Here is a 23,388-nt window from a genome sequence, read left to right as displayed (position 1 = left end):
AACCCAAAGGTTCCCGTGTGTTCAGCGTCTGACTGGCCGATCAGCGTGGAAAGGCAGGCGGGTTGACCCCGGCCATGTCTTCCATCACGCGCACGACCTGGCAGCTGTAGCCGAACTCGTTGTCATACCACACGTAGAGCACGACGCGATTGTCGTTGCAGATGGTGGCTTCGGCGTCTACCACACCGGCGTGGCGCGAACCCACGAAGTCGGTGGAGACCACTTCCTGGGAGCTCACATAGTCGATCTGCTTGTGCAGGTCCGAGTGCATGGCCGTCTGGCGCAGGTACTCGTTGATTTCCTCGCGGCTGGTGGCCTTTTCCAGGTTCAGGTTGAGGATTGCCATCGACACGTTCGGCGTCGGCACGCGAATGGCGTTGCCGGTCAACTTGCCCTTGAGCACAGGCAGGGCCTTGGCGGCGGCGGTGGCAGCACCGGTTTCGGTGATGACCATATTCAGCGGCGCGGCGCGGCCACGGCGGCTGCCCTTGTGGAAGTTGTCGATCAGGTTCTGGTCGTTGGTGAACGAGTGAACGGTTTCGACGTGGCCGTTGACGATGCCGTACTGGTCGTTGACGGCCTTGAGCACCGGCACGATGGCGTTGGTGGTGCAGGAGGCGGCGGAGATGATCTTGTCATCGGCCGTGATCTCGCCGTGGTTGATGCCATGCACGATGTTCTTCAGGGCACCCTTGCCAGGTGCGGTGAGGATCACGCGGCTGGCACCCGGGCAGGCCAGGTGCTGGCCCAGGCCGTCGGCATCACGCCATACGCCGGTGTTGTCCACGATCAGCGCGTTGTCGATGCCGTACTGGGTGTAGTCGACTTCGCTCGGGTTCTTGGCGTAGATGATCTGGATCAGGTTGCCGTTGGCCGTCAAGGTGTTGTTGGCTTCGTCGATGGTGATGGTGCCATCGAACGGCCCATGCACCGAATCACGACGCAGCAGGCTGGCACGCTTGACCAGATCGTTCTCGGCGCCTTTGCGCACGACGATGGCACGCAGGCGCAGGCCGTCGCCACCACCGGTCTTCTCGATCAGGATACGCGCCAGCAGGCGACCGATACGGCCGAAACCATACAGCACGACGTCGGTGCCTTTGCGCGCGGCGGCGTTCTGCTGGCCCACCACGTCAGCCAGTTCTTCACGCACGAACTGCTCGGCGCTGCGGCCGTTGCCTTCGAGCTTGAACTTGTTGGCCAGCTTGCCCAGGTCGACCGAGGCGGCGCCCAGTTTCAGCTCGCTCATGGCCTTGAGCAGGGGGAATGTCTCGTGAACGGACAGTTCGGTTTCGTCGGTCTGGCGATGACGCGCAAAGCGGTGTGCCTTGAGGATCGAGATAACCGAACGGTTGATCAGGCTGCGGCCATAGATCGAGCTCACCACATTGTTGTTGCGGTAGAGCTGACCGATAAGCGGGATCATCGCTTCAGCCAGGGCTTCACGATCGATCCACTCACCAAGACACTGGTCGGGCTTCTGAGTCACGGGAACCTTCCACATGTAGGGACAGAAAAAAGGGGCTACATTATGACGCCCCGATGCGTAACCGGCAATGAGCGCCTGTCGTGGTCACGCACATCGATCATCCTGCCCCATTGGAGCCTGACAGCCGCCAGCGTCACCGGTACAATCGGTCTCTTTGCCGAAACGCTTGGAGTGCAATCTCCCGTGTCAGTTCTGCGCCTACCGCAACTGTCGGCTACCGCCGGCAAACAAACCTGGGGCAACCTGCCCGGTGCCGCCCTCAGCCTTGCCATCGCCGAGGCCGCCAGCAGCGCTGGCCGCTTCACCCTGCTGCTGACGGCAGACAGCCAGGCCGCCGACCGCCTGGAGCAGGAACTGAAGTTCTTCGCGCCCGAGTTGCCGGTGCTGCCGTTTCCCGACTGGGAGACCCTGCCCTACGACCTGTTCTCGCCCCACCAGGACATCATCTCCCAGCGCATCGCCAGCCTGTACCGGCTGCCGGAGCTGAGCCACGGCATCCTGGTAGTGCCCATCACCACGGCCTTGCATCGCCTGGCCCCTACCCGCTTCCTGCTGGGCAGCAGCCTGGTGCTGGACGTGGGCCAGACCATCGATGTGGAGCAGATGCGCAGCCGCCTGGAAGCCAGTGGTTACCGCTGCGTGGACACCGTCTATGAGCATGGCGAGTTCGCCGTGCGTGGGGCCTTGATCGACCTGTTCCCGATGGGCAGCAAGCTGCCCTACCGTATCGACCTGTTCGACGACGAAATCGAAACGCTGCGCACGTTCGACCCCGAGACCCAGCGCTCGATCGACAAGGTCGACTCCATTCGCCTGCTGCCGGCACGCGAATTTCCGATGCAAAAAGAGGAAGTCACCCGGTTCAAGGCACGCTTTCGCGAGCGTTTCGACGTGGATTTTCGCCGCAGCGCGATCTTCCAGGACCTGGCCAGCGGCATCATCCCGTCCGGTATCGAGTACTACCTACCGCTGTTCTTCGAAGAAACCTCGACTCTGTTCGACTACCTGCCGGCCGATACCCAGGTGTTTTCGCTGCCGGGCGTTGAGCAGGCGGCCGAACACTTCTGGAACGACGTACGCGGGCGCTACGAGGACCGCCGGGGCGACCTGAGCCGGCCCTTGCTGCCGCCGGCCGAGCTGTTCATGCCGGTTGAAGACTGTTTCGCGCGCCTCAAGCAGTGGCCACGGGTGGTGGTCAGCCGCGATGACCTGGACCCAGGCGCCGGGCGCCAGCGCTTCGCCGCTCGCCCCCTGCCTGACCTTGCCATCGAAGCCAAGGCCAACCAGCCGCTGGCGGCATTGGCAGGGTTTCTCGACCAGTTCGATGGGCGCGTGTTGTTCACCGCAGAATCGGCCGGACGCCGCGAAGTGCTGCTTGAGCTGCTCGAACGGCTCAAGCTGCGCCCGAACACGGTCGAAGGCTGGACCGACTTCGTCACCGGTAGCGAACGCCTGAACATCACCATTGCACCGCTCGACGAAGGCCTGCTGCTCGACGACCCGGCCATGGCCCTGATCGCCGAAAGCCCGCTGTTCGGTCAGCGGGTGATGCAGCGCCGCCGCCGCGACAAGCGCGGTGAAACCGCCAACGATGCCGTCATCAAGAACCTGACCGAGCTGCGTGAAGGCGCGCCGGTGGTGCATATCGATCATGGCGTGGGCCGCTACCTGGGCCTGGCGACGCTGGAAATCGACGGCCAGGCCGCCGAGTTCCTGACCCTCCAATACGCCGAGGGCGCCAAGCTCTACGTACCGGTTGCCAACCTGCACCTGATCGCCCGCTACACCGGCAGCGATGACGCGCTGGCGCCCCTGCACCGCCTGGGCTCGGAAACCTGGCAGAAAGCCAAGCGCAAGGCCGCCGAACAGGTACGCGACGTCGCCGCCGAGCTGCTCGACATCTATGCCCGCCGTGCAGCGCGCAAGGGTTACGCGTTCGCCGACCCGGCCGCCGACTACGCCACGTTCAGCGCAGGCTTCCCGTTCGAAGAAACCCCCGACCAGCAAGCGGCCATCGAAGCGGTACGCGCCGATATGCTGGCGCCCAAGCCCATGGATCGCCTGGTGTGCGGCGACGTAGGCTTCGGCAAGACCGAGGTGGCCATGCGTGCAGCGTTCATCGCCGTGCACAGCGGTCGCCAGGTGGCTGTGCTGGTGCCCACCACCCTGCTGGCCCAGCAGCATTACAACAGTTTCCGCGACCGTTTTGCGGACTGGCCGGTCACCGTCGAGGTGATGAGCCGCTTCAAGTCGGCCAAGGAAGTGGCCAACGCCGCGGCCGAGCTGGCCGAGGGCAAGATCGACATCCTGATCGGCACCCACAAGCTGCTCCAGGACGACGTGCGCTTCAAGGACCTGGGCCTGGCCATCATCGACGAAGAGCATCGTTTCGGGGTGCGTCAGAAAGAGCAGCTCAAGGCGCTGCGCAGCGAAGTGGACATCCTGACCCTGACCGCCACGCCCATCCCGCGCACCTTGAACATGGCCGTGGCGGGCATGCGCGATCTGTCGATCATCGCCACGCCGCCGGCCCGGCGCCTGTCGGTACGCACCTTCGTCATGGAACAGAACAACAGCACCGTCAAGGAAGCGCTGCTGCGCGAACTGCTGCGCGGTGGCCAGGTGTATTACCTGCACAACGATGTGAAAACCATCGAGAAATGTGCCGCCGACCTGGCCGAACTGGTCCCAGAGGCGCGCATCGGCATTGGTCACGGCCAGATGCGCGAGCGCGAGCTGGAGCAGGTGATGAGCGACTTCTACCACAAGCGCTTCAACGTACTGGTGGCCTCGACCATCATCGAAACCGGCATCGACGTGCCCAGCGCCAACACCATCGTCATCGAGCGTGCCGACAAGTTCGGCCTGGCCCAGTTGCACCAATTGCGTGGCCGGGTCGGTCGCAGCCACCACCAGGCCTATGCCTACCTGCTGACGCCAACGCGCCAGAAGGTCAGCGGCGACGCCGAAAAACGCCTCGAAGCCATCGCCAACACCCAGGACCTGGGCGCCGGGTTCGTGCTCGCGACCAACGACCTGGAAATCCGCGGGGCTGGCGAGTTGCTCGGGGACGGCCAGAGCGGTCAGATCCAGGCGGTGGGCTTTACCCTGTACATGGAAATGCTCGAGCGCGCCGTCAAGGCGATCCGCAAGGGCACCCAGCCCAACCTCGAACAACCGCTGGGCGGCGGCCCGGAAATCAACCTGCGCCTGCCAGCCCTGATCCCCGAGGACTACCTGCCGGACGTGCATGCGCGGCTGATCCTGTACAAGCGCATCGCCTCGGCGGCCGATGAGGAAGGCCTCAAAGACCTGCAGGTCGAGATGATCGACCGCTTCGGCCTTCTGCCAGAGCCCACCAAGAACCTCATGCGCCTGACGCTGCTCAAGTTGCAGGCGGAGAAACTGGGCATCAAGAAAGTCGACGCCGGCCCCAATGGCGGCAAGCTCGAGTTCGAGGCCGAAACGCCAGTCGATCCTCTGACCCTGATCAAGCTGATCCAGGGTCAGCCCAAGCGCTACAAGTTCGAAGGCGCCACCCAGTTCCGCTTCATGGTCCCGATGGAGCGGCCTGATGAGCGTTTCAACACCCTTGAGGCGCTGTTCGAGCGCCTGACACCAAAGCCTGCCTAAGGAAGATCCATGCGCGCCATTCGCTGTCTGACCCTGCTGCTGGTGGCGTTTGCCCCAGCGGCATTCGCCCAGGGCCCGTATCAGGTCGAAATGATCCTGGTAAGGCAGAACAACGTACCCGCGTTCACCAGCCCGTTCGCGCCTGAAGACTGGAGCGCTGGCGCGCCACGGCTGGACAAAGGCGCAGAGCAGCGCCCGGTGCTCGAAGACGAGGCCACACGCTTGAGCGCCACGGCCGACTACACGGTACTCATGCACCGGGCCTGGCAACAGCAGGTAGGCGATGGGCCCAGTCGCATCGCATTCGGTGAAGGTACCGAGCAGTTCGGCCATTTCCCGATCGAGGGCAACCTGAGCATCACCCAGGGTCGCTTCATCCAGGTCGAAGCCAACCTTTGGGTCAACCAGCTCGACGGCAACGGCAGCGTGCTGCAGAGCGAGCAGTTTCGGCAGGCCAACAGCAATGTGAAAGGCGGACAACTGACCTACCTGGACGGCGGTCATCTGGCCATGCTCCTAAAGATAACCCCACCCGGCACACCCAAGATGCCATCGCTGGACATGCTGGAGCAGTAGCCCATGAGCCGTAACGGACCTGATGCCTTCGAGCTGCTGAACGAGTACCCCAACTGGATCGAATGTTTCGACGCAGGCACTCTGAGGCGAGGCGAGGTTTACGCGAGCGAGGGCATGGCTGAGCTGGAGCACCTAAACGGGCGAAGGTTTTCCGCTCTGTGCAAAGGCAGTGCAGGACAAACCTACCGGCAGAACATCGAAGTAAGCGTGCATGCCGGGCGCCTCCTTGTAGAAGGCCGGTGCAGTTGCCCTGTTGCGCGCAACTGCAAGCACTGCGCAGCCGCGCTGCTGCTGATCAGCGATCCCTTCGACAAGCCACTGATAGCCAAGCCCACCTCTGCGCAGATGTCAGCCGAGCTCCAGCATTGGCTCAGCAACCTCGAACAAGCGCCCGCACCGGCCGAACCTGGCAAGGACAAGCGTGGGCGCTCGGTCTGCTACAACCTGAACCTCCAGGACGATGCCAGTTGCTCGGTGGTCGTGCGCAAGGGCACCGAAACAGAAGACGGCATTCGCTTCAGCCGGGTGCAATCGGTCTACGACTTCCTATATGACCGGCCAAAATTCGTGACCGAAGAAGACGCGCGCATCCTGCGTCTGCTCTCCTCGCTCAACCAGGGGGGCGGCCAAGAGCGGGGCTACAGGTTGACAGGGGCCGAAGGCGGCGAGTTGCTCCAGCGCATTATCGACACGGGCCGGCTGTACCTGCTAGACACTCAGCCACAACTGCGGCCTGGGCCGGTGCGCCAGGGCGAGTTTCGCTGGGTGCGCCTAGACAACGGTGCATACCGTGGCTTGTGGTTCACCGGCGAAGATGAATCCAACTGCGTCATCCCATTGCTTCCGCTGTACTACCTGGACCTGGTCACCCATGAGATCGGTGTCCTGGAACATGGGCTCAACTCCCACGTTGCGATGCAACTGACCCTCGCACCCGAGGTGCCGGAGCACCTGGTCGTGCCGCTCAGCCACAAGCTCAACGCCTTGAGCCATGCCGTGCCGACGCCGACCGAGGTCCAGGAGCAACACGTCGATGACATCCAGCCCTCCGCGCACCTGGTACTTGGGAGCCTGGAGTTCACCGCCTACATGCCCAAGACCGGTCGCATGCAGCGCCAGACGCAGCACCGCGCCGCGCTGTCGTTCGACTACGACGGCCTGTCGGCCAGCGGCAATACCGACAAGCCGCTGACGCGCCTGGTGGGCAGCGTGAGCCAGCGCATCAGCCGCCAGCCCAAGGCTGAGCAAGCCCTGCGCAATGTCCTGCGTGACATGGGGTTCAAGGTCGCGACCCGGCAGAGCAAGGCACTGCCCGACAGCGCCGGCGAAATGTTCCTGCTTCCCGACGACGAGGCCTGGCTGCAATTCGTGCGCACCAACCTGCCCCAGCTGCGTGAAGCGGGCTGGCAGGTGGACGTCAACCGCGACTTCGCGTTCGACTTGCAGGAGGTAGAAGACTGGTACGCCACGGTCGATGAAACGCCCGGCCATGAATGGTTCGACCTTAAGTTGGGTATCGTTGTCGAAGGGCAGCGGCACAGCCTGCTGCCCATCGTCCTGCAACTGTTGCGCAACAGCCCTGAGCTGCTACGCCCGAGCGAACTGGCCAAGCGCAACGACGAGGAGCACCTGCTGATCGATCTCAACCGCGGCCGGATCGATGCCCCTGCCCTGCGCGTAGCTCTGCCTTATGGCCGGGTCAAGGCCGTGATGGCGACCTTGGGCGAGCTCTACCTGAGCGAACCTGAGGCCGGGACGGCACTGCGCATGAGCCGAGCAGACGCTGCGCGCCTGAACGGGATCGAAGCGCTGCCCCTGCATTGGGAAGGCGGTGAGCATGTGCGCGACCTGGGTCGCCGCCTGCGCGATGCCAGGGATCTGCAGGTCGCCCCCCCTGCCGGCTTGCAAGCCAACCTGCGCGGCTACCAGCAGCAAGGGCTCAACTGGCTGCAAGCACTGCGGGAAATGGGCACCGGTGGCATCCTTGGGGATGACATGGGCCTGGGCAAGACCTTGCAGGCCCTGGCCCATGTGCTGCTGGAAAAAGAAGCGGGCCGTTTAGGCGCGCCAGCACTGGCTGTCATGCCGACCAGCCTGATACCCAACTGGCTGGACGAGGCGCAGCGCTTCGCACCCGGCCTTCGGGTGCTGGCCCTGCACGGGCCAGCCCGCAGCAAGCATTTCGCCCGCCTGCACGATTACGACCTCATCCTGACCACCTATGCACTGGTACCCCGCGATCTTGCGCATTTGCGTGCACAGCCATGGCACCTGCTGTTGCTCGACGAGGCGCAGAACATCAAGAGCAGCACCAGCAAGGCAGCCATGGCCGTGTGCCAACTGCAGGCTACCCAGCGCCTGTGCCTGACCGGTACACCGATGGAAAACAATCTCGGCGAGCTGTGGTCGATCTTCCACTTCCTGATGCCCGGCTGGCTGGGTGACCTCAAGCGCTTCAATCAGGACTACCGCACGCCTATCGAGCGCCAGGGCAATACCGAGCGCCTGACCCACCTGATCACGCGCATTCGCCCCTTCCTGCTGCGCCGCACAAAAGAGCAAGTCGCCACCGAGCTGCCAGCCAAAACAGAGCTGGTGCACTGGGTCGAACTGAGTGACGCACAGCGGGACACCTACGAGGCCGTGCGGGTGGCGATGGACAAGAAGGTTCGCGACGAGGTAGCCCGCAACGGTGCCGCACGCAGCCAGATCGTCATCCTCGATGCACTGCTCAAGCTGCGCCAGGTGTGTTGCGACTTGCGCCTGGTCAAGGGCGTGGACATCAAGGGCAACCAGAGCGACAAGGGCAAGCTGGGCGCGCTGCTGGAGATGCTCGAAGAGCTGATGGGCGAAGGCCGCCGCGTGCTGCTGTTCTCCCAGTTCACCTCGATGCTGGCGTTGATCGAGCAGGAACTGAAAAAGCGCAGCATCCGTTACAGCCTGTTGACCGGCGACACTCGCGACCGCCGCACCCCTGTCCAGCAGTTCCAGGAGGGGGACAGCCAGGTCTTTCTGATCAGCCTCAAGGCAGGCGGGGTGGGATTGAACCTGACAGCAGCCGACACCGTCATCCATTACGACCCGTGGTGGAACCCGGCCAGCGAAAACCAGGCGACCGACCGGGCCTACCGCATTGGCCAGGACAAGCCCGTGTTCGTGTTCAAGCTGATCACCCGCGGCACGGTGGAGGAAAAGATTCAGCTGTTGCAGCAGGAAAAAGCAGCGCTGGCTGCCAGCCTGCTAGACGGTGGCAAGGCCGGGCAATGGCGACTGGGGGACGAGGAAATAGAGGCGCTGTTTGCGCCGTTGCCGGGCAAGCGCGGTCGGTAGCAGCTGTCGGAACGCGTACCCGCTGGGTATACGCGTTCCGACAGACTGCTGGACGATGAGCGGCTAGTCGATCAACTGCGCGTCCTTGAGCGCACACAGCGCCTGCAGCCAACGCGGATGCTGGCGATAATCGGTGCAGGCGGTGCCTTGGCCGCGCATGCTGGCGATCCGAGGTGACGGCGTGACCCGCATACGCTGAGCAGCACCCAGCGCCAGTTCGGCCGCAGCACGGTCGTTGCAAACCAGCCCCATGTCGCACCCGGCACTGAACGCGGCCTCGATGCGGCTGGCCGCATCACCGACCACATGAGCACCGGCCATGGACAGGTCGTCACTGAAGATGACCCCGTCGAAACCTAGCTCGCCGCGCAAAATATCTTGCAGCCACCGGCGGGAAAAGCCTGCCGGACGGTTGTCGACCTGCGGGTAGATCACATGGGCAGGCATCACTGCCGCCAGTTGACCGCTCAGGCGGCTGAACGGCACCAGGTCTGCCCCACGCAGTTGCTCCAGGCTACGCTCGTCAGTGGGTATCGCCACGTGGGAATCGGCTTCTGCCCAACCATGGCCTGGGAAATGTTTGCCACAGGCAGCCATGCCTGCCGCGTTCATGCCGCGGATGAACGCGCCGGCCAATTGCGTAGCCCGCAGCGGATCACCTTCGAAGGCGCGGCTGCCCACCACCGCGCTGCGCTGGTGATCCAAGTCCAGCACCGGAGCGAAGCTCAGGTCCAGGCCAACGGCAAGGACTTCGGTCGCCATCAACCAGCCACATTGCTCGGCTAGGTACTCGGCATTGGCAGTGTCGGCCAGGGCACGCATCGCCGGCAGGCGCACGAACCCCTGGCGCAGACGCTGTACCCGACCGCCCTCCTGGTCGACGGCCAGGATCAGGTCCGGGCGCAGCGCACGAATGGACGCGCACAACGCACGCACCTGGCGCGGGCTGTCGACGTTGCGGGCGAAGATGATCACCCCCCCCACTTCGGGCTGGCGCAACAGCTGCCGGTCTTCGGCGGTCAGCCAAGTACCGGCGATATCCACCATCAAGGAGCCTTGCAGGCTGGCGGTCATGAGAAATCCTTCAATAGAGACAGGGGAAAGCCCGCTTAGGGCTGGCGACTGGCGAGTTCATGCCTTGGCGGGGGCTGCACCGCTGACAGTCTTGCTGCGCGGGCGCAACTGGGCGCTGGCCATGGCCGCATCGGTGACGCCGGTATCGGCACGCATGCCGGCAGCCAGGAACGGCACCATCAAGCGCATCACCTGCTCGATGGAGGTGTTGATGCCAAAGTCAGTCTCGGCGATGGCTCGCAGCGCCTTGATGCCCGACATGCTGAACGCAGCAGCCCCGAGCATGAAATGCACACGCCAGAACAATTCGAGCGGAGGAATGCGTGGCGCGGCTTCGTTGACCAGCAACATGTAGCGGCGGAACACCTTGCCATACATGTCTTCGAGGTAGCGGCGCAAATGGCCTTGGCTCTGGCTGAACGCCAGGCCCAGCAGCCGCATGAAGATCGACAAGTCGTTGTTGCTGCGCGGCTGCACGGCAAGGGCTTGCTCGACCAGCATCTCCAGTAACTCTTCGAGGGTAGGCTTGTGCTCGGGGCGGGCCTGGCGCCGCTCCAGCTCGCGCTCAAGGCTGGCGCAGAATGGCCCCAGGAAACGAGAGAAGACCGCCTGGATCAGCGCTTTCTTGGAACCGAAGTGGTAATTCACCGCCGCCAGGTTAACGCCGGCCTTACTGGTGATCAGCCGCAACGAGGTTTCGGCGAACCCGCGCTCGGCGAACAGCTGCTCGGCAGCATCGAGGATGCGTTCAACGGTTTCCGATTGGGCCATGACTACTCCAAGCACTCCGCCATACAAACAGGTGTTTGAAACATACGTTTCAACCCCCCTTCTGTCAAGCGTTCGTGACCGGCCGGTCAACCATACCGATGCGAGGGCGTTTGGCGGCGAACGCGGTGTAATCCGTGGCCATCAGCTGGCCTGGGCGGTGGGAGAGCTTGCGGCGAGCTGAATACTGTATATAATCCCAGGCACTGTACAAAAAGACAGAGCGCTGATCATGTTGAAACTGACGCCACGCCAAGCCGAAATCCTCGCCTTCATCAAGCGCAGCCTCGAGGATAACGGCTTTCCGCCGACTCGTGCCGAGATTGCCCAGGAGCTGGGCTTCAAGTCACCCAATGCCGCCGAAGAGCATCTCAAGGCGCTGGCCCGTAAAGGCGCTATCGAGATGACGCCAGGCGCCTCCCGAGGCATTCGCATTCCCGGCCTCGAAGCCAAGGCCGAAGAAGCCGGGCTCCCGATCATCGGCCGCGTTGCTGCCGGCGCCCCGATCCTTGCCGAGCAACATATCGAGCAATCCTGCAACATCAACCCAGCCTTCTTCCACCCCCAGGCCGACTATCTATTGCGTGTGCACGGCATGAGCATGAAGAACGTCGGTATCCTCGATGGCGACCTATTGGCGGTGCATACCTGCCGCGAAGCCCGCAACGGCCAGATCGTCGTGGCGCGCATCGGCGACGAAGTCACCGTCAAGCGCTTCAAGCGCGAAGGCAACAAGGTTTGGCTGCTGGCCGAAAACCCGGAATTTGCCCCTATCGAAGTCAACCTGAAAGATCAGGAACTGGTGATCGAGGGCTTGAGCGTCGGCGTCATTCGCCGCTGAATCAGGAGGCGTCATGCAGCCATTCACCCATACAACCGAGCAAGTCCAGTTGCCGCTGTTCGAAGCATTCCTCGCCCAGCCTGTCCTGCCTGGCCTCAAGGCCAGCGAACTGGCGCGCAAGAGCGACATGCCCGACCTGTTCAGCGAATTGTCACTGCACGGCGCCCCTAGTCACTGTCACACCTTGCTGGCACCTGTGCTACGCGAACTCAGCGAAGAAGACGAAACACGCTGGTTGACCCTCATTGCACCACCGTCGAGCCTGACACAGGCCTGGCTGCGCAGGGCTGGGCTCAACCGCGAACGCATTCTGCTGCTTCATCCGCGGGGCAACCAGCTTCCCTTGCAGTTGGCGTGCGAAGCCTTGCGCCTGGGCCGTAGCCATACCGTGGTCAGCTGGTTGGGGAGCATCAATGCCAACGCACGTCAGCTGCTGTTGCGTGCGGCAAGCGTAGGTAACGCGCAAAGCCTGAACATTCGTTTCGGCTGACACTGCGGCATTCGTACTACCGGCCTGACCGCTCCAGGCCATGCTCGCCATGACGAGTAAAGAACGCCCAAAAAGCGCAACGCTTTTCCGACACTCCCACACTCATTTGTTCGATACGTTTGCCGCCGACACCGGCCAGGCCGGTGGCAGCCATCTCACGACTGCGCGTTTCAGTGCAGAACGCGCGGCCCTTCGTCACGTTCGAGCTCGCCATCCACAAGCCGTCCAGCCATCTGCACACCCACGCTGAGCATGGCTTTGGCCACCTCGACGTGCTGACCCTGCAGGAATACTTTGGCATCCTCTGAGAAATCCAGGGTTACCAGTGAGCCTTCATCCTCGGCGCGACGCAGTTCGATGCGGCCATCAGGCAACTCGACAATTTCCAGAAAAGACGTAGACATAAAGGGCGGTTCTCCACGAAAGGCGAGCATTGTACCAGCGCTCGACGCTGTCAGCACTCACTCAACGCATCGCGAAAACGCCTGACGAGTGCCTTGAGATCGCTGCGCCACGCCTCAAGCTCGGCACGGGACAGCGGCGCAGGCACCTGCTCATCGAGGCTGACCGCCTGGATCAACGGCTGGGTGACGTCAGTCTTGGGTGGTTTGCGCATCACAGGCGCTCGGAACAAGTCAGCATAGGCAGCCAGCATCTGCGCCAGCCAGGTTTCCCGTTGCCGGGCAAGCTCCAGGAGCTCGGCAACTTCTGGTATGGCGATGCCATTGAAGGCGTCCTGCGCCAGAGCCTGCTCAACGCTTGCCAGCGCAGGCAAGCGGTAGTAACCACTGATTTCGTGACATAGGCCAAGCAAGGCACCATGCAGATGAAACAAGGCCGACTCCCGCTCAGCCTGCACCAGCCCCTGGGCGTTCATGGCCTGGCTCTGTTCAGCCCTGGCCATCGATTCCAGTGCCAGCCCGGCAAAGTACAGTTTTTGATTAGTGCGGGTATAGAGCTCCTGGGCCATGTGCTGCCCTCCCATCAAGTGGCTTAGCGGATTGCTGCATCATAAATGAAAGGGGCCGTGCTGCGGCCTTTCGTGATATCAGCTCACGAAAGACCGCAGCACGGCCCCATCCCTGGACGCTGGAACTCAGCGCTTGTCTTCGACTTTCCAGGCCTTGCCATCGTAAAACGCTTTCCAACCCGTGGGCTTGCCGTCCACTTCCGACTGGACGTACTGCTCCTTGGTCTTGCGACTGTAGCGAATTACGGTTGGTCGACCCTCGGGGTCTTTCTGCGGCGCTTCGCACAAGAAATGGTACTTGGGATCGATTTCATGTTTGTGCGGGACAATCTCGCACACCAGGGGCGCACGTGTTTCGCGGTTCTTCGGGAACTGGCTGGCAGCCAGGAACAGCCCCGAAGCACCATCGCGCAGCACATAGGTGTCGTCCACCTTCTCGCACTTAAGCTCGGGCATGTCGACTTTGTCCATCTTCGGCGGCGCCGCTTCACCGCTTTTGAGCAGCTTGCGGGTGTTCTTGCACGCAGGGTTGGTGCACCCGAAGAACTTGCCGAAGCGTCCGGTCTTGAGCTGCATTTCGCTGCCGCACTTGTCGCACTCAAGGCTTGGGCCTTCGTAGCCCTTGATGCGATAGCTGCCCTCTTCGATCTCGTAACCCGGGCAATCAGGGTTGTTCCCGCAAATGTGCAGCTTGTGCTTTTCATCGAGCAGGTAAGCGTCCATCGCCGTTGCGCAAACTGGGCAGCGGTGCTTGCCAAGCAGCACGCGCGACTCCGATTCGCCCTCATCGTCAGCAGCGATCTCGTCACCAGGCACGAGGTTGACCGTGGACTTGCAGCGCTCTTTAGGTGGCAGGCTGTAACCGGAGCAGCCCAGGAACACGCCCGTGGACGCTGTACGAATCATCATCGGGCGACCGCACTCCTTGCAAGGAATGTTGGTCATCGTCGGCTGATTGGCACGCATGCCGTGTTCGCTGGATTCGGCCGTCTGCAATTTCTTGCTGAAGTCGCCGTAGAACTCGTCCAGCACGTTCTTCCAGTCGCGCTCGCCGTGGGCGACGTCGTCGAGGTTTTCCTCCATGCCGGCGGTGAAACCGTAGTCCATCAAATTGGAGAAACTCTCGGAGAGCCGCTCGGTCACGATGTCGCCCATCTTTTCCGAATAGAAGCGACGGTTGTGCAACGTTACATAGCCACGGTCCTGAATGGTCGAGATGATCGCCGCGTAGGTCGATGGTCGGCCAATGCCGCGTTTTTCCATTTCCTTGACCAGGCTGGCCTCGGTGAACCGGGCAGGCGGCTTGGTGAAGTGCTGGCTAGGGTCAAGCTGCATCAGCTTGAGCGCTTCACCCTGCACCATCTCAGGCAGCACGTCGTCTTCGCCAGGCTTGCTCTGCTGCGGCAACACGCGGGTGTAACCGTCGAACTTCAGGATGCGGCCCTTGGCACGCAGCTCGAAGCTGCCCGCTGCCACGGTCACGCTGGTGGACAGGTACTGGGCCGGCGGCATCTGGCAGGCCAGGAACTGACGCCAGATCAGCTCGTACAACCGCTCGGCATCGCGCTCCATACCGCTGAGCTTGGTCGGGTGGGTGCTCACGTCCGACGGCCGGATGGCTTCGTGCGCCTCCTGGGCCCCTTCCTTGCTGCCGTACACCTGCGGCGTTTCGGGCAGGTACTGCTTGCCGAATTCGCGCTCGATGTAGCTGCGCGCCATTTCCAGCGCATCGCTCGACAAGTTGGTCGAATCGGTACGCATGTAGGTGATGTAACCCGCTTCGTACAGACGCTGGGCCATCATCATGGTTTTCTTCACGCCGAACCCCAGGCGATTGCTCGCTGCCTGTTGCAGGGTCGAGGTGATGAAGGGCGCCGATGGCTTGCTGCTAGTCGGGCGGTCTTCACGCTTGACGACGCTGTAGCTCGATGCCTTGAGCTTCTCCAGCGCGGCCATGGCCTGGGTTTCGTTCAGCGGCTTGAAGGCCTCGCCATTTTCACGGGCGACTTCGAAGCGAACCTTGGCGTTCTTGGCGGTGCCGAGATCGGCATGGATTTCCCAGTATTCCTGAGGAATGAAGGCGCGAATCTCGCGTTCACGCTCGACCACCAGCTTGACGGCTACCGACTGCACCCGCCCGGCCGACAGGCCGCGGGCAATCTTGGACCACAGCAGCGGGGACACCATGTAGCCCACCACACGGTCGAGAAAACGACGCGCCTGCTGCGCGTTGACCCGATCAATGTCGAGCTCACCAGGCTGCGAAAACGCTTCCTGAATGGCCTTCTTGGTGATTTCGTTGAACACCACGCGCTTGTAGCGGGTATCGTCGCCACCGATGGCCTCACGCAGGTGCCAGGCGATTGCCTCCCCTTCGCGGTCCAAGTCGGTCGCGAGGTAGATGGTGTCGGCATCCTTGGCCAGGCGGCGCAGCTCGTCGATCACCTTTTCCTTGCCAGGAAGGATCTCGTACTTGGCTTTCCAGCCCTGGTCCGGGTCGACGCCCATGCGTGCAACCAATTGGCGGCGCGCCTTTTCCTTGGGCGAAAGGGCCGGTGCCTCACCCGCCGCCTTGCCACGCTTGGCGGCCGGCTCTTTGCTCGCGCTCGCCGAACCGCTGGTGGGAAGGTCTCGGATATGGCCGATACTCGACTTCACCACGTACTGGTTGCCCAGGTACTTGTTGATGGTCTTGGCCTTGGCCGGGGATTCCACAATGACCAGCGATTTGCCCATGGATCGGAGTATTCCTGAATCTGAAGATTGAAAACACGTCAGGTACCAGACGCGGCACCGCTATATATAGTGGCGAAACTGCGAGGTCAAGTTCAGAACATCACGCCTGCGACTTGGCCGACGTCCCGCACAACCCCTCTTCGGCCTTGATCAACGCAAAGCGTGGCACCTGTTCGCCGTCGACTTCCACCGACTCGCGGAACATCGACAGCGGGCGCACCCAGAAGCTGTAATCACCATACAGGCATTGGTAGAACACCATCCACTCCTCGCTCTCAGAGTGCCGCGCGACACTGAACACACGGTACTCCGGGCCCTTGTAATGCCGGTACACACCTGGCTGGATCTGCATGTGGACTACCTCCTGGTTCGATTGAAACCGAAAAAACAAAACCGGGGCACAAGGCCCCGGTCGCTGTCCTTCTCCTGCGCCTTAGACGCGTTCGAATACAGTGGTAATACCTTGGCCAAGGCCGACACACATGGTCGCAATCCCCAGCGTGCCGCCATTTTGCTTCATGACGTTGAGCAGGGTGCCGGAAATACGCGCCCCGGAGCAACCAAACGGGTGGCCCAAGGCGATCGCACCGCCGTGCAGGTTAACCTTCTCATTCATCTTGTCGAGCACTTTCAAGTCTTTCAACACAGGCAGGGCCTGTGCGGCGAACGCCTCGTTGAGTTCGATGAAGTCAATGTCGGCCATGCTCAAGCCCGCGCGCTTGAGGGCTTTCTGGGTGGCCGGCACTGGGCCATAGCCCATGATCGCGGGGTCGACGCCAGCCACAGCCATGGCACGAATGACCGCCAGAGGCTCGATACCCAGGTCCATTGCACGCTGCCCCGACATCACGATCATGCACGACGCACCGTCGGTGATCTGGGAAGAAGTGCCTGCGGTCACCGTTCCACCTTTGGGGTTGAAGGCCGGCTTGAGCGACGCCAGGCCCTCGAGGGTGGTTTCCGGACGAATGGTTTCGTCGAAGTCGAACACTTTCAGGAAACCATTCTCGTCATACCCCTGCATGGGAATGATCTCATCCTTGAACTTGCCCTCTACGGTGGCCTTGTGCGCCAGCTGGTGCGAGCGCAGGCCGAACTGGTCCTGCTGCTCACGCGTAATGCCGTGCATCTTGCCCAGCATCTCGGCCGTCAGGCCCATCATGCCCGAAGCCTTGGCCGCATGCAGCGCCAGATGCGGGTTGGGGTCTACGCCATGCATCATGCTCACGTGCCCCATGTGCTCGACGCCGCCTACCACGAACACGTCGCCGTTGCCGGTCATGATCGCTTGGGCGGCGGTGTGCAGCGCGCTCATCGACGAGCCGCACAACCGGCTGACGGTCTGTGCCGCGGACGTGTGCGGAATCTGGGTCATCAGCGATGCCATGCGGGCGATGTTCCAGCCCTGCTCCAGGGTCTGGTTCACACAGCCCCAGATCACGTCCTCGACTTCCTTGGGATCGACCTTGTCGTTGCGCTCAAGCAACTTGCTGATCAGGTGCGCCGACATGTCTTCGGCGCGGGTACTACGGTGCATGCCACCCTTGGAGCGGCCCATTGGCGTGCGACCGAAGTCGACGATCACCACGTCTCTTGGATTAAGGCTCATATCAAATCTCTCGCTCTAGCTCGTTGACCGCTCAGTTGAAGAAGCGCTGGCCCGTCTTGGCCATCTCACGCAGCTTGGCGGTCGGGTGGTACAGCGGCCCCAGGTCGGCATAGCGATCGGCCAGGGCGACGAATTCGGCTACACCCAGGGTATCGATGTAGCGCAGCGCACCGCCGCGGAAGGGTGGGAAGCCAATGCCGTAGACCAGGCCCATGTCCGCCTCGGCGGCGGTCTCGACGATGCCATCTTCAAGGCAGCGCACGGTTTCCAGGCACAGCGGGATCATCATCCAGTTGACGATGTCCTCGTCACTGACTTCACGCTGCTCGTACACGATGGGCTTGAGCACCTCGAGCACGCTGGCATCGGCGACCTTTTTCGGCTTGCCGCGCTTATCGGTTTCATAGGCGTAGAAGCCCTTGCCGTTTTTCTGGCCCAGGCGGTTGGCATCGTACAAGGCGTCGATGGCAGAGCGGCGCTCATCCTTCATACGATCGGGGAACCCCTCGGCCATGACGTCACGGCCATGATGCCCGGTGTCGATGCCCACCACGTCCATCAGGTACGCTGGGCCCATGGGCCAGCCGAATTTTTCCATGACCTTGTCGATGCGCACGAAGTCCACCCCCGCGCTGACCAGCCTGGCGAAGCCGCCGAAGTACGGGAACAGGACGCGGTTGACCAAAAACCCTGGACAGTCGTTGACCACGATCGGGTTCTTGCCCATTTTCTTGGCGTAGGCGACGGTGGTGGCGACTGCCGCTTCACTGGATTTTTCGCCACGAATCACTTCCACCAGCGGCATCATGTGCACCGGGTTGAAGAAGTGCATGCCCACGAAGTTTTCCGGGCGCTTCAACGCTTTTGCCAGCAGATTGATGGAAATGGTCGAGGTATTGGATGCCAGGATCGCATCCTCCCTCACCTGCCCTTCCACCTCGGCAAGCACGGCCTGCTTGACCTTCGGGTTTTCGACCACTGCCTCGACCACGATGTCTACGTGGGCGAAATCACCGTAGGACAGCGTCGGGCGAATCGCATTGAGCGCCTCGGCCATCTTGGCCGGTGTCAGCCGACCTTTCTCGACCCGATTGCCCAGCAGTTTGGACGCTTCGTTCAACCCAAGCTCGATGGCCTCTTCGCGGATATCCTTCATCAGGATCGGGGTGCCCTTGACCGCCGACTGATAGGCGATGCCACCGCCCATGATACCGGCGCCCAGCACGGCCGCCTGCTTGACGTCACGGGCAATCTCGTCATGGGCCTTGGCCTTGCGCTTGAGTTCCTGATCGTTCAGGAACAAGCCGATCAAGCTCTGTGCGACCGATGTCTTGGCCAGCTTGGCAAAGCCCGCCGCTTCGATTTCCAGTGCCTTGTCACGACCGAAGTTAGCCGCTTTCTGAATGGACTTGATCGCCTCCACAGGCGCTGGGTAATTCGGGCCTGCCTGCCCAGCGACGAAGCCTTTGGCGGTTTCGAAGGCCATCATCTGTTCGATGGCATTGAGCTTGAGTTTTTCAAGCTTGGGTTGGCGCTTGGCCTTGTAGTCCAGCTCGCCGCTGATGGCGCGTTTGATCAGGTCCAGAGCGCCGGCCATGAGCAACTCAGGCGCGACCACAGCATCGACGGCACCCACTTTCAGGGCGTCTTCGGCACTGTTTTCCTTGCCCGCGGCGATCCACTCGACGGCATTGTCCGAGCCGATCAGGCGCGGCAGGCGCACGGTGCCACCAAAGCCTGGGTAGATGCCCAGTTTCACTTCGGGCAGGCCGATGCGCGCGGTGGTGGCCATGATGCGGTAGTCGGCTGCCAGACACATCTCCAGGCCACCGCCCAGGGCGATACCGTTGATGGCCGCAACCGTGGGCACCTGAAGGTCTTCGAATGCGTTGAAGATACGGTTGGCTTCCAGGCTGCCGGCGACCAATTCGGCCTCGGGCAACTTGAAGTTGTCGACGAACTCGGTGATGTCGGCACCAACGATGAACACGTCCTTGCCGCTGCTGACGATGACACCCTTGACCGACGCATCGGCCTGGATGGCGTCCACAGCCTGGCGCAGCTCGCTCAGGGTCAGGCGGTTGAACTTATTGACGGACTCACCCTTGAGGTCGAACTTGAGCTCGACGATGCCACTTTCAAGAGCCTTAACCGTGATGGCTTTACCTTCGTAAATCATCAACTGATCTCCAAGATATGGAAGCTGAACTGTACACGCCGATCGCTGCGGCATCGCAGCCATCATGGCCACCTGCCCCAGGCACACCCGTCAGCGCGCGAGTCGAGCACATGAATGAGTGACGTGCAATGCAAACGCTCAATTCATACGCCCGTTTGATTTGGGTGTGCACACATTCTCCGAAAAGATCTGCATTGTCAAATGCTGCACCCACGGCAGAAAAGCCGACTTTGCGGTCACTTTCCACAGGCCGGGCACGACCGATCATGGGGCTGATCGCTGCCCATTCATGCTGGCAATTTTCAAACCTTGTCAGCCTTGGCGTGCTCTGCAGTCTGGCTGATCCGGGCACAAGCGCCAGCCCCCACATGACGCGATGAATTCACTGGCCTGCCCCGCCTTCGCTTGAGGCAGAATGACAAAGCGGCGATTGAGCAGGCCCCTGTCAGGGACCGCCGAATCGCCGCTGTGTCGTTGCACCGCATCTCAGGGTGTCTTGGACAGCCCGCCGAGTGCCTTTGGGGTCAGGCCAGTGTCTCCAGCACATAGGCAACGTCCTGCAATCCAGCCGTATCTCCGCGCTCCGTCCAGTAGAGCGCTATCATCCGCGCATCGGCCTCGACCTTGTAGGCGCTTGCCGGCAGACGGGCCAGCGCTTGCATGAAGCGTGGGTCTTCGCAAGGTTCTCGCCACTGGTTGCACCATACGCCAGGGCTGATCTGCCAGAAGCTGAAGCTGTCGACATGCCCCCGCTTGCGGGCCCGATGATATTGCGGGCATGGGCTCGGCGGCTGCTTTTCCAACCAGTACGGCCACTGCTGAGGCGCCAGCTGCATGGCCAGACCCATGCGCCGCGCCTCCAGGCGCAAGCGCATCTGCTCGCTCTGATTGCGCGAGTTGCGCAGCCAGGAGAGCGGGCTGAGAATCAGCGCAAGGATTGACACCACCAGCAATACCGTCATATCAGTAGTTCCCATAAACCGTTGCAAATGAGCTGGTTAGCCATTTTTCACGCATGACCCGCCCGAAAGCGACCATACTTCTTCTATAGCGATTGCCTGGAGTAGAGCTCATGACCTACCAACATCTGCTGGTCGCCGTCGACCTGACGGAAGAATGCGACCCTGTGATCAAGCGCGCCATGGCGCTGGCCCAGCCAACCAACGCCAAGGTCTCACTGGTGCACATCGTCGAACCCATGGCCATGGCGTTTGGCGGGGACGTGCCGATGGATCTGTCGCAATTGCAACAGCAGCAGTTCGACCAGGCCAAGGAACGCATGGATCGCCTGTTCAACAAATATCCGGACATTCAGCGCGGCGACTCGCACTTGACTTACGGACAGCCCCGTCAGGAAATTCATCAATTGGCCAAAGACCAGAAATGCGACCTGATCGTCGTGGGCAGCCACGGTCGCCACGGCCTGGCGCTGCTACTGGGCTCCACGGCCAATGACGTTTTGCATGGCGCACCCTGCGATGTGCTGGCAGTGCGACTGCAGAAAAAGGACTGAACCTGTCCATCGCGGCACGTCAAGCCGCAACGCCAGGTGCCTCGGGTTTGTCTCCTCCCTCCGGCACCTGGTAGCGGGCTCGCCCGCCACGCGCAGGCCCTAAGCGCACTGTCTGCTTAGCCTTCCAACTCGGCCCAGCGTTCCACCAGGGCATCGAGCTCACCTTGCAGCTTCTCGATGTTCGCCAGCACCGCTGACGTCTCCGCGATCGGACGTTGATAGAAACCGGCCGCGCTCACCTCTTCCTGAGCCTGGGCCATGCGCTGTTCCAGCGCGTCGATCTGACCTGGCAGCATCTCCAGCTCACGCTGCAGCTTGTAGCTGAGCTTTTTCTTCGACTCCTCGACCACTGGCGCAGCGACGGCTTGCGGCTTGGCCTCGACCTTCTCCACCACCGCACTGTTGAGCGTTGACTTGCCGCCCTTGCTCTCGGTGACCCCAAGCAGCTTTGGCGAACCGCCCTGACGAATCCAGTCTTCGTAACCGCCCACGTACTCGCGGACCAAGCCATCGCCTTCGAACACCAGGGTGCTGGTCACGACGTTGTCGAGAAACGCTCGGTCGTGGCTGACCATCAGCACGGTACCCTTGTAGTTGGAGAGCACCTCTTCGAGCAACTCGAGGGTTTCCACGTCCAGGTCGTTGGTGGGTTCGTCGAGCACCAAGAGGTTGGCCGGCTTACTGAACAGCTTGGCCAGCAGCAGACGCGCACGCTCGCCGCCGGACAATGCCTTGACCGGGGTGCGGGCCCGCTGCGGGCTGAACAGGAAGTCACCCAGGTAGCTCAGCACATGCCGGCTCTGCCCCTCGATCTCGATGAAGTCACGGCCTTCGGCGAGGTTATCGATGACGGTCTTTTCCAGGTCCAGCTGATGGCGCATCTGGTCGAAATAGGCGACTTCAAGCTTGGTGCCGCGTTCGATCTTGCCCGACGTGGGCTCCAGATCACCCAGCATCAGCTTGAGCAAGGTGGTCTTGCCGGTGCCGTTGGCCCCCAGCAGACCGATACGGTCCTGGCGCTGCAGCACCATGGAAAAATCCTTGACAAGCATCGGCCCGTCCGGGTGCGAGAAGCTGACGTGCTCGAGCACCATGACCTGTTTGCCCGACTTGTCGGCCGCCTCGATCTGGATGTTGGCCTTGCCCTGCCGCTCCCGGCGCTCGCCGCGCTCAACGCGCAGCGCCTTGAGTGCCCGCACGCGGCCCTCGTTACGGGTGCGACGGGCCTTGATGCCTTGGCGGATCCACACCTCTTCCTGGGCCAGGCGTTTGTCGAACAGGGCGTTGGCGGTTTCCTCGGCGGCCAGCGCGGCCTCCTTGTGCACCAGGAAACTGGCGTAGTCGCCGTTCCAGTCGATCAGGCCGCCTCGGTCGAGCTCGAGGATGCGGGTGGCCAGGTTCTGCAGGAAGGATCGGTCGTGGGTGATGAACAACACAGCGCCGTTGAACCCGCGCAGTGCTTCCTCAAGCCAGGCGATGGCACCGATGTCCAGGTGGTTGGTCGGTTCGTCGAGCAGCAACAGGTCGGGCTCGGACACCAGTGCCTGGGCCAGCAATACACGACGGCGCCAGCCGCCGGACAACTCCGCCAAGGTCTTGTCCGCCGGCAACTGCAGGCGGCTCAGGGTGCTTTCAACCACCTGCTGCAGGCGCCAGCCATCGCGGGCCTCCAGCTCGTGCTGCACGTGCATCAGCTTTTCCAGGTCTTCATCGCCCTGGATGTTCTGACTCAGGTGATGAAACTGTGCCAACAGCTCGCCAACGCCATCCAGGCCTGCCGCCACCACGTCGAACACCGTGCGCTCGTCGGCCAATGGCAGTTCCTGGGGCAACTCGCCGATCTTCAGCCCAGGGGCGCGCCAGATGTCGCCGTCATCGCCTTTCTGCTCGCCCTTGACCAGGCGCAGCATGCTCGACTTGCCGGTGCCGTTGCGGCCGATGATGCACACCCGCTCGCCACGAGCGATCTGCCAGGACACCTTGTCCAGCAGCGGCATGGCGCCGAATGCGAGGGACACATCGCTGAATTTGAGCAGGGTCATGTTCGTCTCCATAAATCGGGCGCGCATTCTACCTGAGTTGGCCCTGCGCCGACATCCGCAAGGCCAGCGCCTGCCACCCACGGCGACATCCGGTCGAACTTAATATCCCGATACAAGCACAGTGCTTTCACCTGTCAT

At 62.2% G+C, this 23,388-nt stretch carries 17 protein-coding genes; 6 read left to right on the top strand and 11 right to left on the bottom strand.

The window, feature by feature from the left end; all coding sequences use genetic code 11:
* Window positions 1-40 precede the first annotated feature (40 nt).
* Complete coding sequence (locus B2J77_RS07205; protein WP_027915082.1) at window positions 41-1,504, bottom strand: glyceraldehyde-3-phosphate dehydrogenase; 1,464 nt, start codon at window positions 1,502-1,504, stop codon at window positions 41-43.
* Between the two features lie 168 nt (window positions 1,505-1,672).
* Between B2J77_RS07205 and mfd the strand changes: the two genes are divergently transcribed.
* Genes mfd through B2J77_RS07190 form a run of 3 tightly spaced genes read left to right on the top strand, consistent with a single transcriptional unit; the run spans window position 1,673 to window position 9,028 of the window.
* On the top strand, window positions 1,673-5,122 hold the full coding sequence (gene mfd, locus B2J77_RS07200) for a transcription-repair coupling factor (RefSeq protein WP_058605707.1): 3,450 nt from the start codon (window positions 1,673-1,675) through the stop codon (window positions 5,120-5,122).
* 9 nt (window positions 5,123-5,131) lie between these two features.
* Window positions 5,132-5,698, top strand: coding sequence for a peptidoglycan binding protein CsiV (locus B2J77_RS07195; RefSeq protein WP_058639653.1), 567 nt, complete (start codon window positions 5,132-5,134; stop codon window positions 5,696-5,698).
* Between the two features lie 3 nt (window positions 5,699-5,701).
* On the top strand, window positions 5,702-9,028 hold the full coding sequence (locus B2J77_RS07190) for a DEAD/DEAH box helicase (RefSeq protein ID WP_078478268.1): 3,327 nt from the start codon (window positions 5,702-5,704) through the stop codon (window positions 9,026-9,028).
* 63 nt (window positions 9,029-9,091) lie between these two features.
* Here B2J77_RS07190 and nagZ read toward each other — a convergent pair whose 3' ends face one another.
* Both nagZ and B2J77_RS07180 read right to left on the bottom strand, forming a co-directional pair.
* Entirely contained in the window at window positions 9,092-10,090 is a 999-nt protein-coding gene (gene nagZ / locus B2J77_RS07185) for a beta-N-acetylhexosaminidase (RefSeq protein WP_194286105.1), read from the bottom strand.
* A gap of 69 nt (window positions 10,091-10,159) precedes the next feature.
* Window positions 10,160-10,873 carry a TetR/AcrR family transcriptional regulator gene (locus B2J77_RS07180; RefSeq protein WP_058639655.1) on the bottom strand — a complete coding sequence of 238 codons (714 nt, stop codon included), beginning with the start codon at window positions 10,871-10,873 and terminating at the stop codon, window positions 10,160-10,162.
* Between the two features lie 229 nt (window positions 10,874-11,102).
* Here B2J77_RS07180 and lexA point away from each other — a divergent pair, with 229 nt between their 5' ends.
* Complete coding sequence (gene lexA / locus B2J77_RS07175; protein WP_023534260.1) at window positions 11,103-11,711, top strand: transcriptional repressor LexA; 609 nt, start codon at window positions 11,103-11,105, stop codon at window positions 11,709-11,711.
* Window positions 11,712-11,724: 13 nt separating this feature from the next.
* Window positions 11,725-12,201 carry an SOS-induced cell division inhibitor SulA gene (gene sulA / locus B2J77_RS07170; RefSeq protein ID WP_058639656.1) on the top strand — a complete coding sequence of 159 codons (477 nt, stop codon included), beginning with the start codon at window positions 11,725-11,727 and terminating at the stop codon, window positions 12,199-12,201.
* A 170-nt stretch (window positions 12,202-12,371) separates the two neighbouring features.
* On the opposite strand, the gene B2J77_RS07165 is transcribed toward sulA, so the two are convergent.
* The 7 genes from B2J77_RS07165 to B2J77_RS07135 all read right to left on the bottom strand — a co-directional run bounded on the left by B2J77_RS07165 (window position 12,372) and on the right by B2J77_RS07135 (window position 20,657).
* Entirely contained in the window at window positions 12,372-12,605 is a 234-nt protein-coding gene (locus B2J77_RS07165; protein ID WP_023534164.1) for a hypothetical protein, read from the bottom strand.
* 50 nt (window positions 12,606-12,655) lie between these two features.
* The gene (locus B2J77_RS07160; protein ID WP_058639657.1) at window positions 12,656-13,171 is read right to left on the bottom strand and encodes a DUF6586 family protein; all 516 of its coding nucleotides are present in this window, start codon (window positions 13,169-13,171) and stop codon (window positions 12,656-12,658) included.
* A gap of 126 nt (window positions 13,172-13,297) precedes the next feature.
* Window positions 13,298-15,907 carry a type I DNA topoisomerase gene (gene topA, locus B2J77_RS07155; RefSeq protein ID WP_058606158.1) on the bottom strand — a complete coding sequence of 870 codons (2,610 nt, stop codon included), beginning with the start codon at window positions 15,905-15,907 and terminating at the stop codon, window positions 13,298-13,300.
* 100 nt (window positions 15,908-16,007) lie between these two features.
* Window positions 16,008-16,259 (bottom strand): DUF1653 domain-containing protein, encoded by a 252-nt coding sequence (locus tag B2J77_RS07150; RefSeq protein WP_058606157.1) that lies wholly within the window; start codon window positions 16,257-16,259, stop codon window positions 16,008-16,010.
* 81 nt (window positions 16,260-16,340) lie between these two features.
* Window positions 16,341-17,516 carry an acetyl-CoA C-acyltransferase FadA gene (fadA, locus tag B2J77_RS07145; RefSeq protein WP_078478266.1) on the bottom strand — a complete coding sequence of 392 codons (1,176 nt, stop codon included), beginning with the start codon at window positions 17,514-17,516 and terminating at the stop codon, window positions 16,341-16,343.
* A 31-nt stretch (window positions 17,517-17,547) separates the two neighbouring features.
* The gene (fadB, locus tag B2J77_RS07140) at window positions 17,548-19,695 is read right to left on the bottom strand and encodes a fatty acid oxidation complex subunit alpha FadB (protein WP_058639659.1); all 2,148 of its coding nucleotides are present in this window, start codon (window positions 19,693-19,695) and stop codon (window positions 17,548-17,550) included.
* Between the two features lie 524 nt (window positions 19,696-20,219).
* Complete coding sequence (locus B2J77_RS07135) at window positions 20,220-20,657, bottom strand: hypothetical protein (RefSeq protein WP_078478265.1); 438 nt, start codon at window positions 20,655-20,657, stop codon at window positions 20,220-20,222.
* Window positions 20,658-20,767: 110 nt separating this feature from the next.
* On the opposite strand from B2J77_RS07135, the gene B2J77_RS07130 reads away from it, so the two are divergent.
* Window positions 20,768-21,208, top strand: coding sequence for a universal stress protein (locus tag B2J77_RS07130; protein WP_058606178.1), 441 nt, complete (start codon window positions 20,768-20,770; stop codon window positions 21,206-21,208).
* A gap of 116 nt (window positions 21,209-21,324) precedes the next feature.
* Here the strand turns inward: B2J77_RS07130 and B2J77_RS07125 are convergent, their stop codons facing one another.
* A complete protein-coding gene (locus B2J77_RS07125) occupies window positions 21,325-23,250 on the bottom strand; it encodes an ATP-binding cassette domain-containing protein (RefSeq protein ID WP_058639661.1) in 1,926 nt (641 codons plus the stop codon).
* Between the last annotated feature and the right edge of the window lie 138 nt (window positions 23,251-23,388).

The organism is Pseudomonas parafulva, from assembly GCF_002021815.1.
Taxonomy (GTDB): domain Bacteria; phylum Pseudomonadota; class Gammaproteobacteria; order Pseudomonadales; family Pseudomonadaceae; genus Aquipseudomonas; species Aquipseudomonas parafulva_B.
This window is presented reverse-complemented; position numbering and strand designations above follow the sequence as displayed.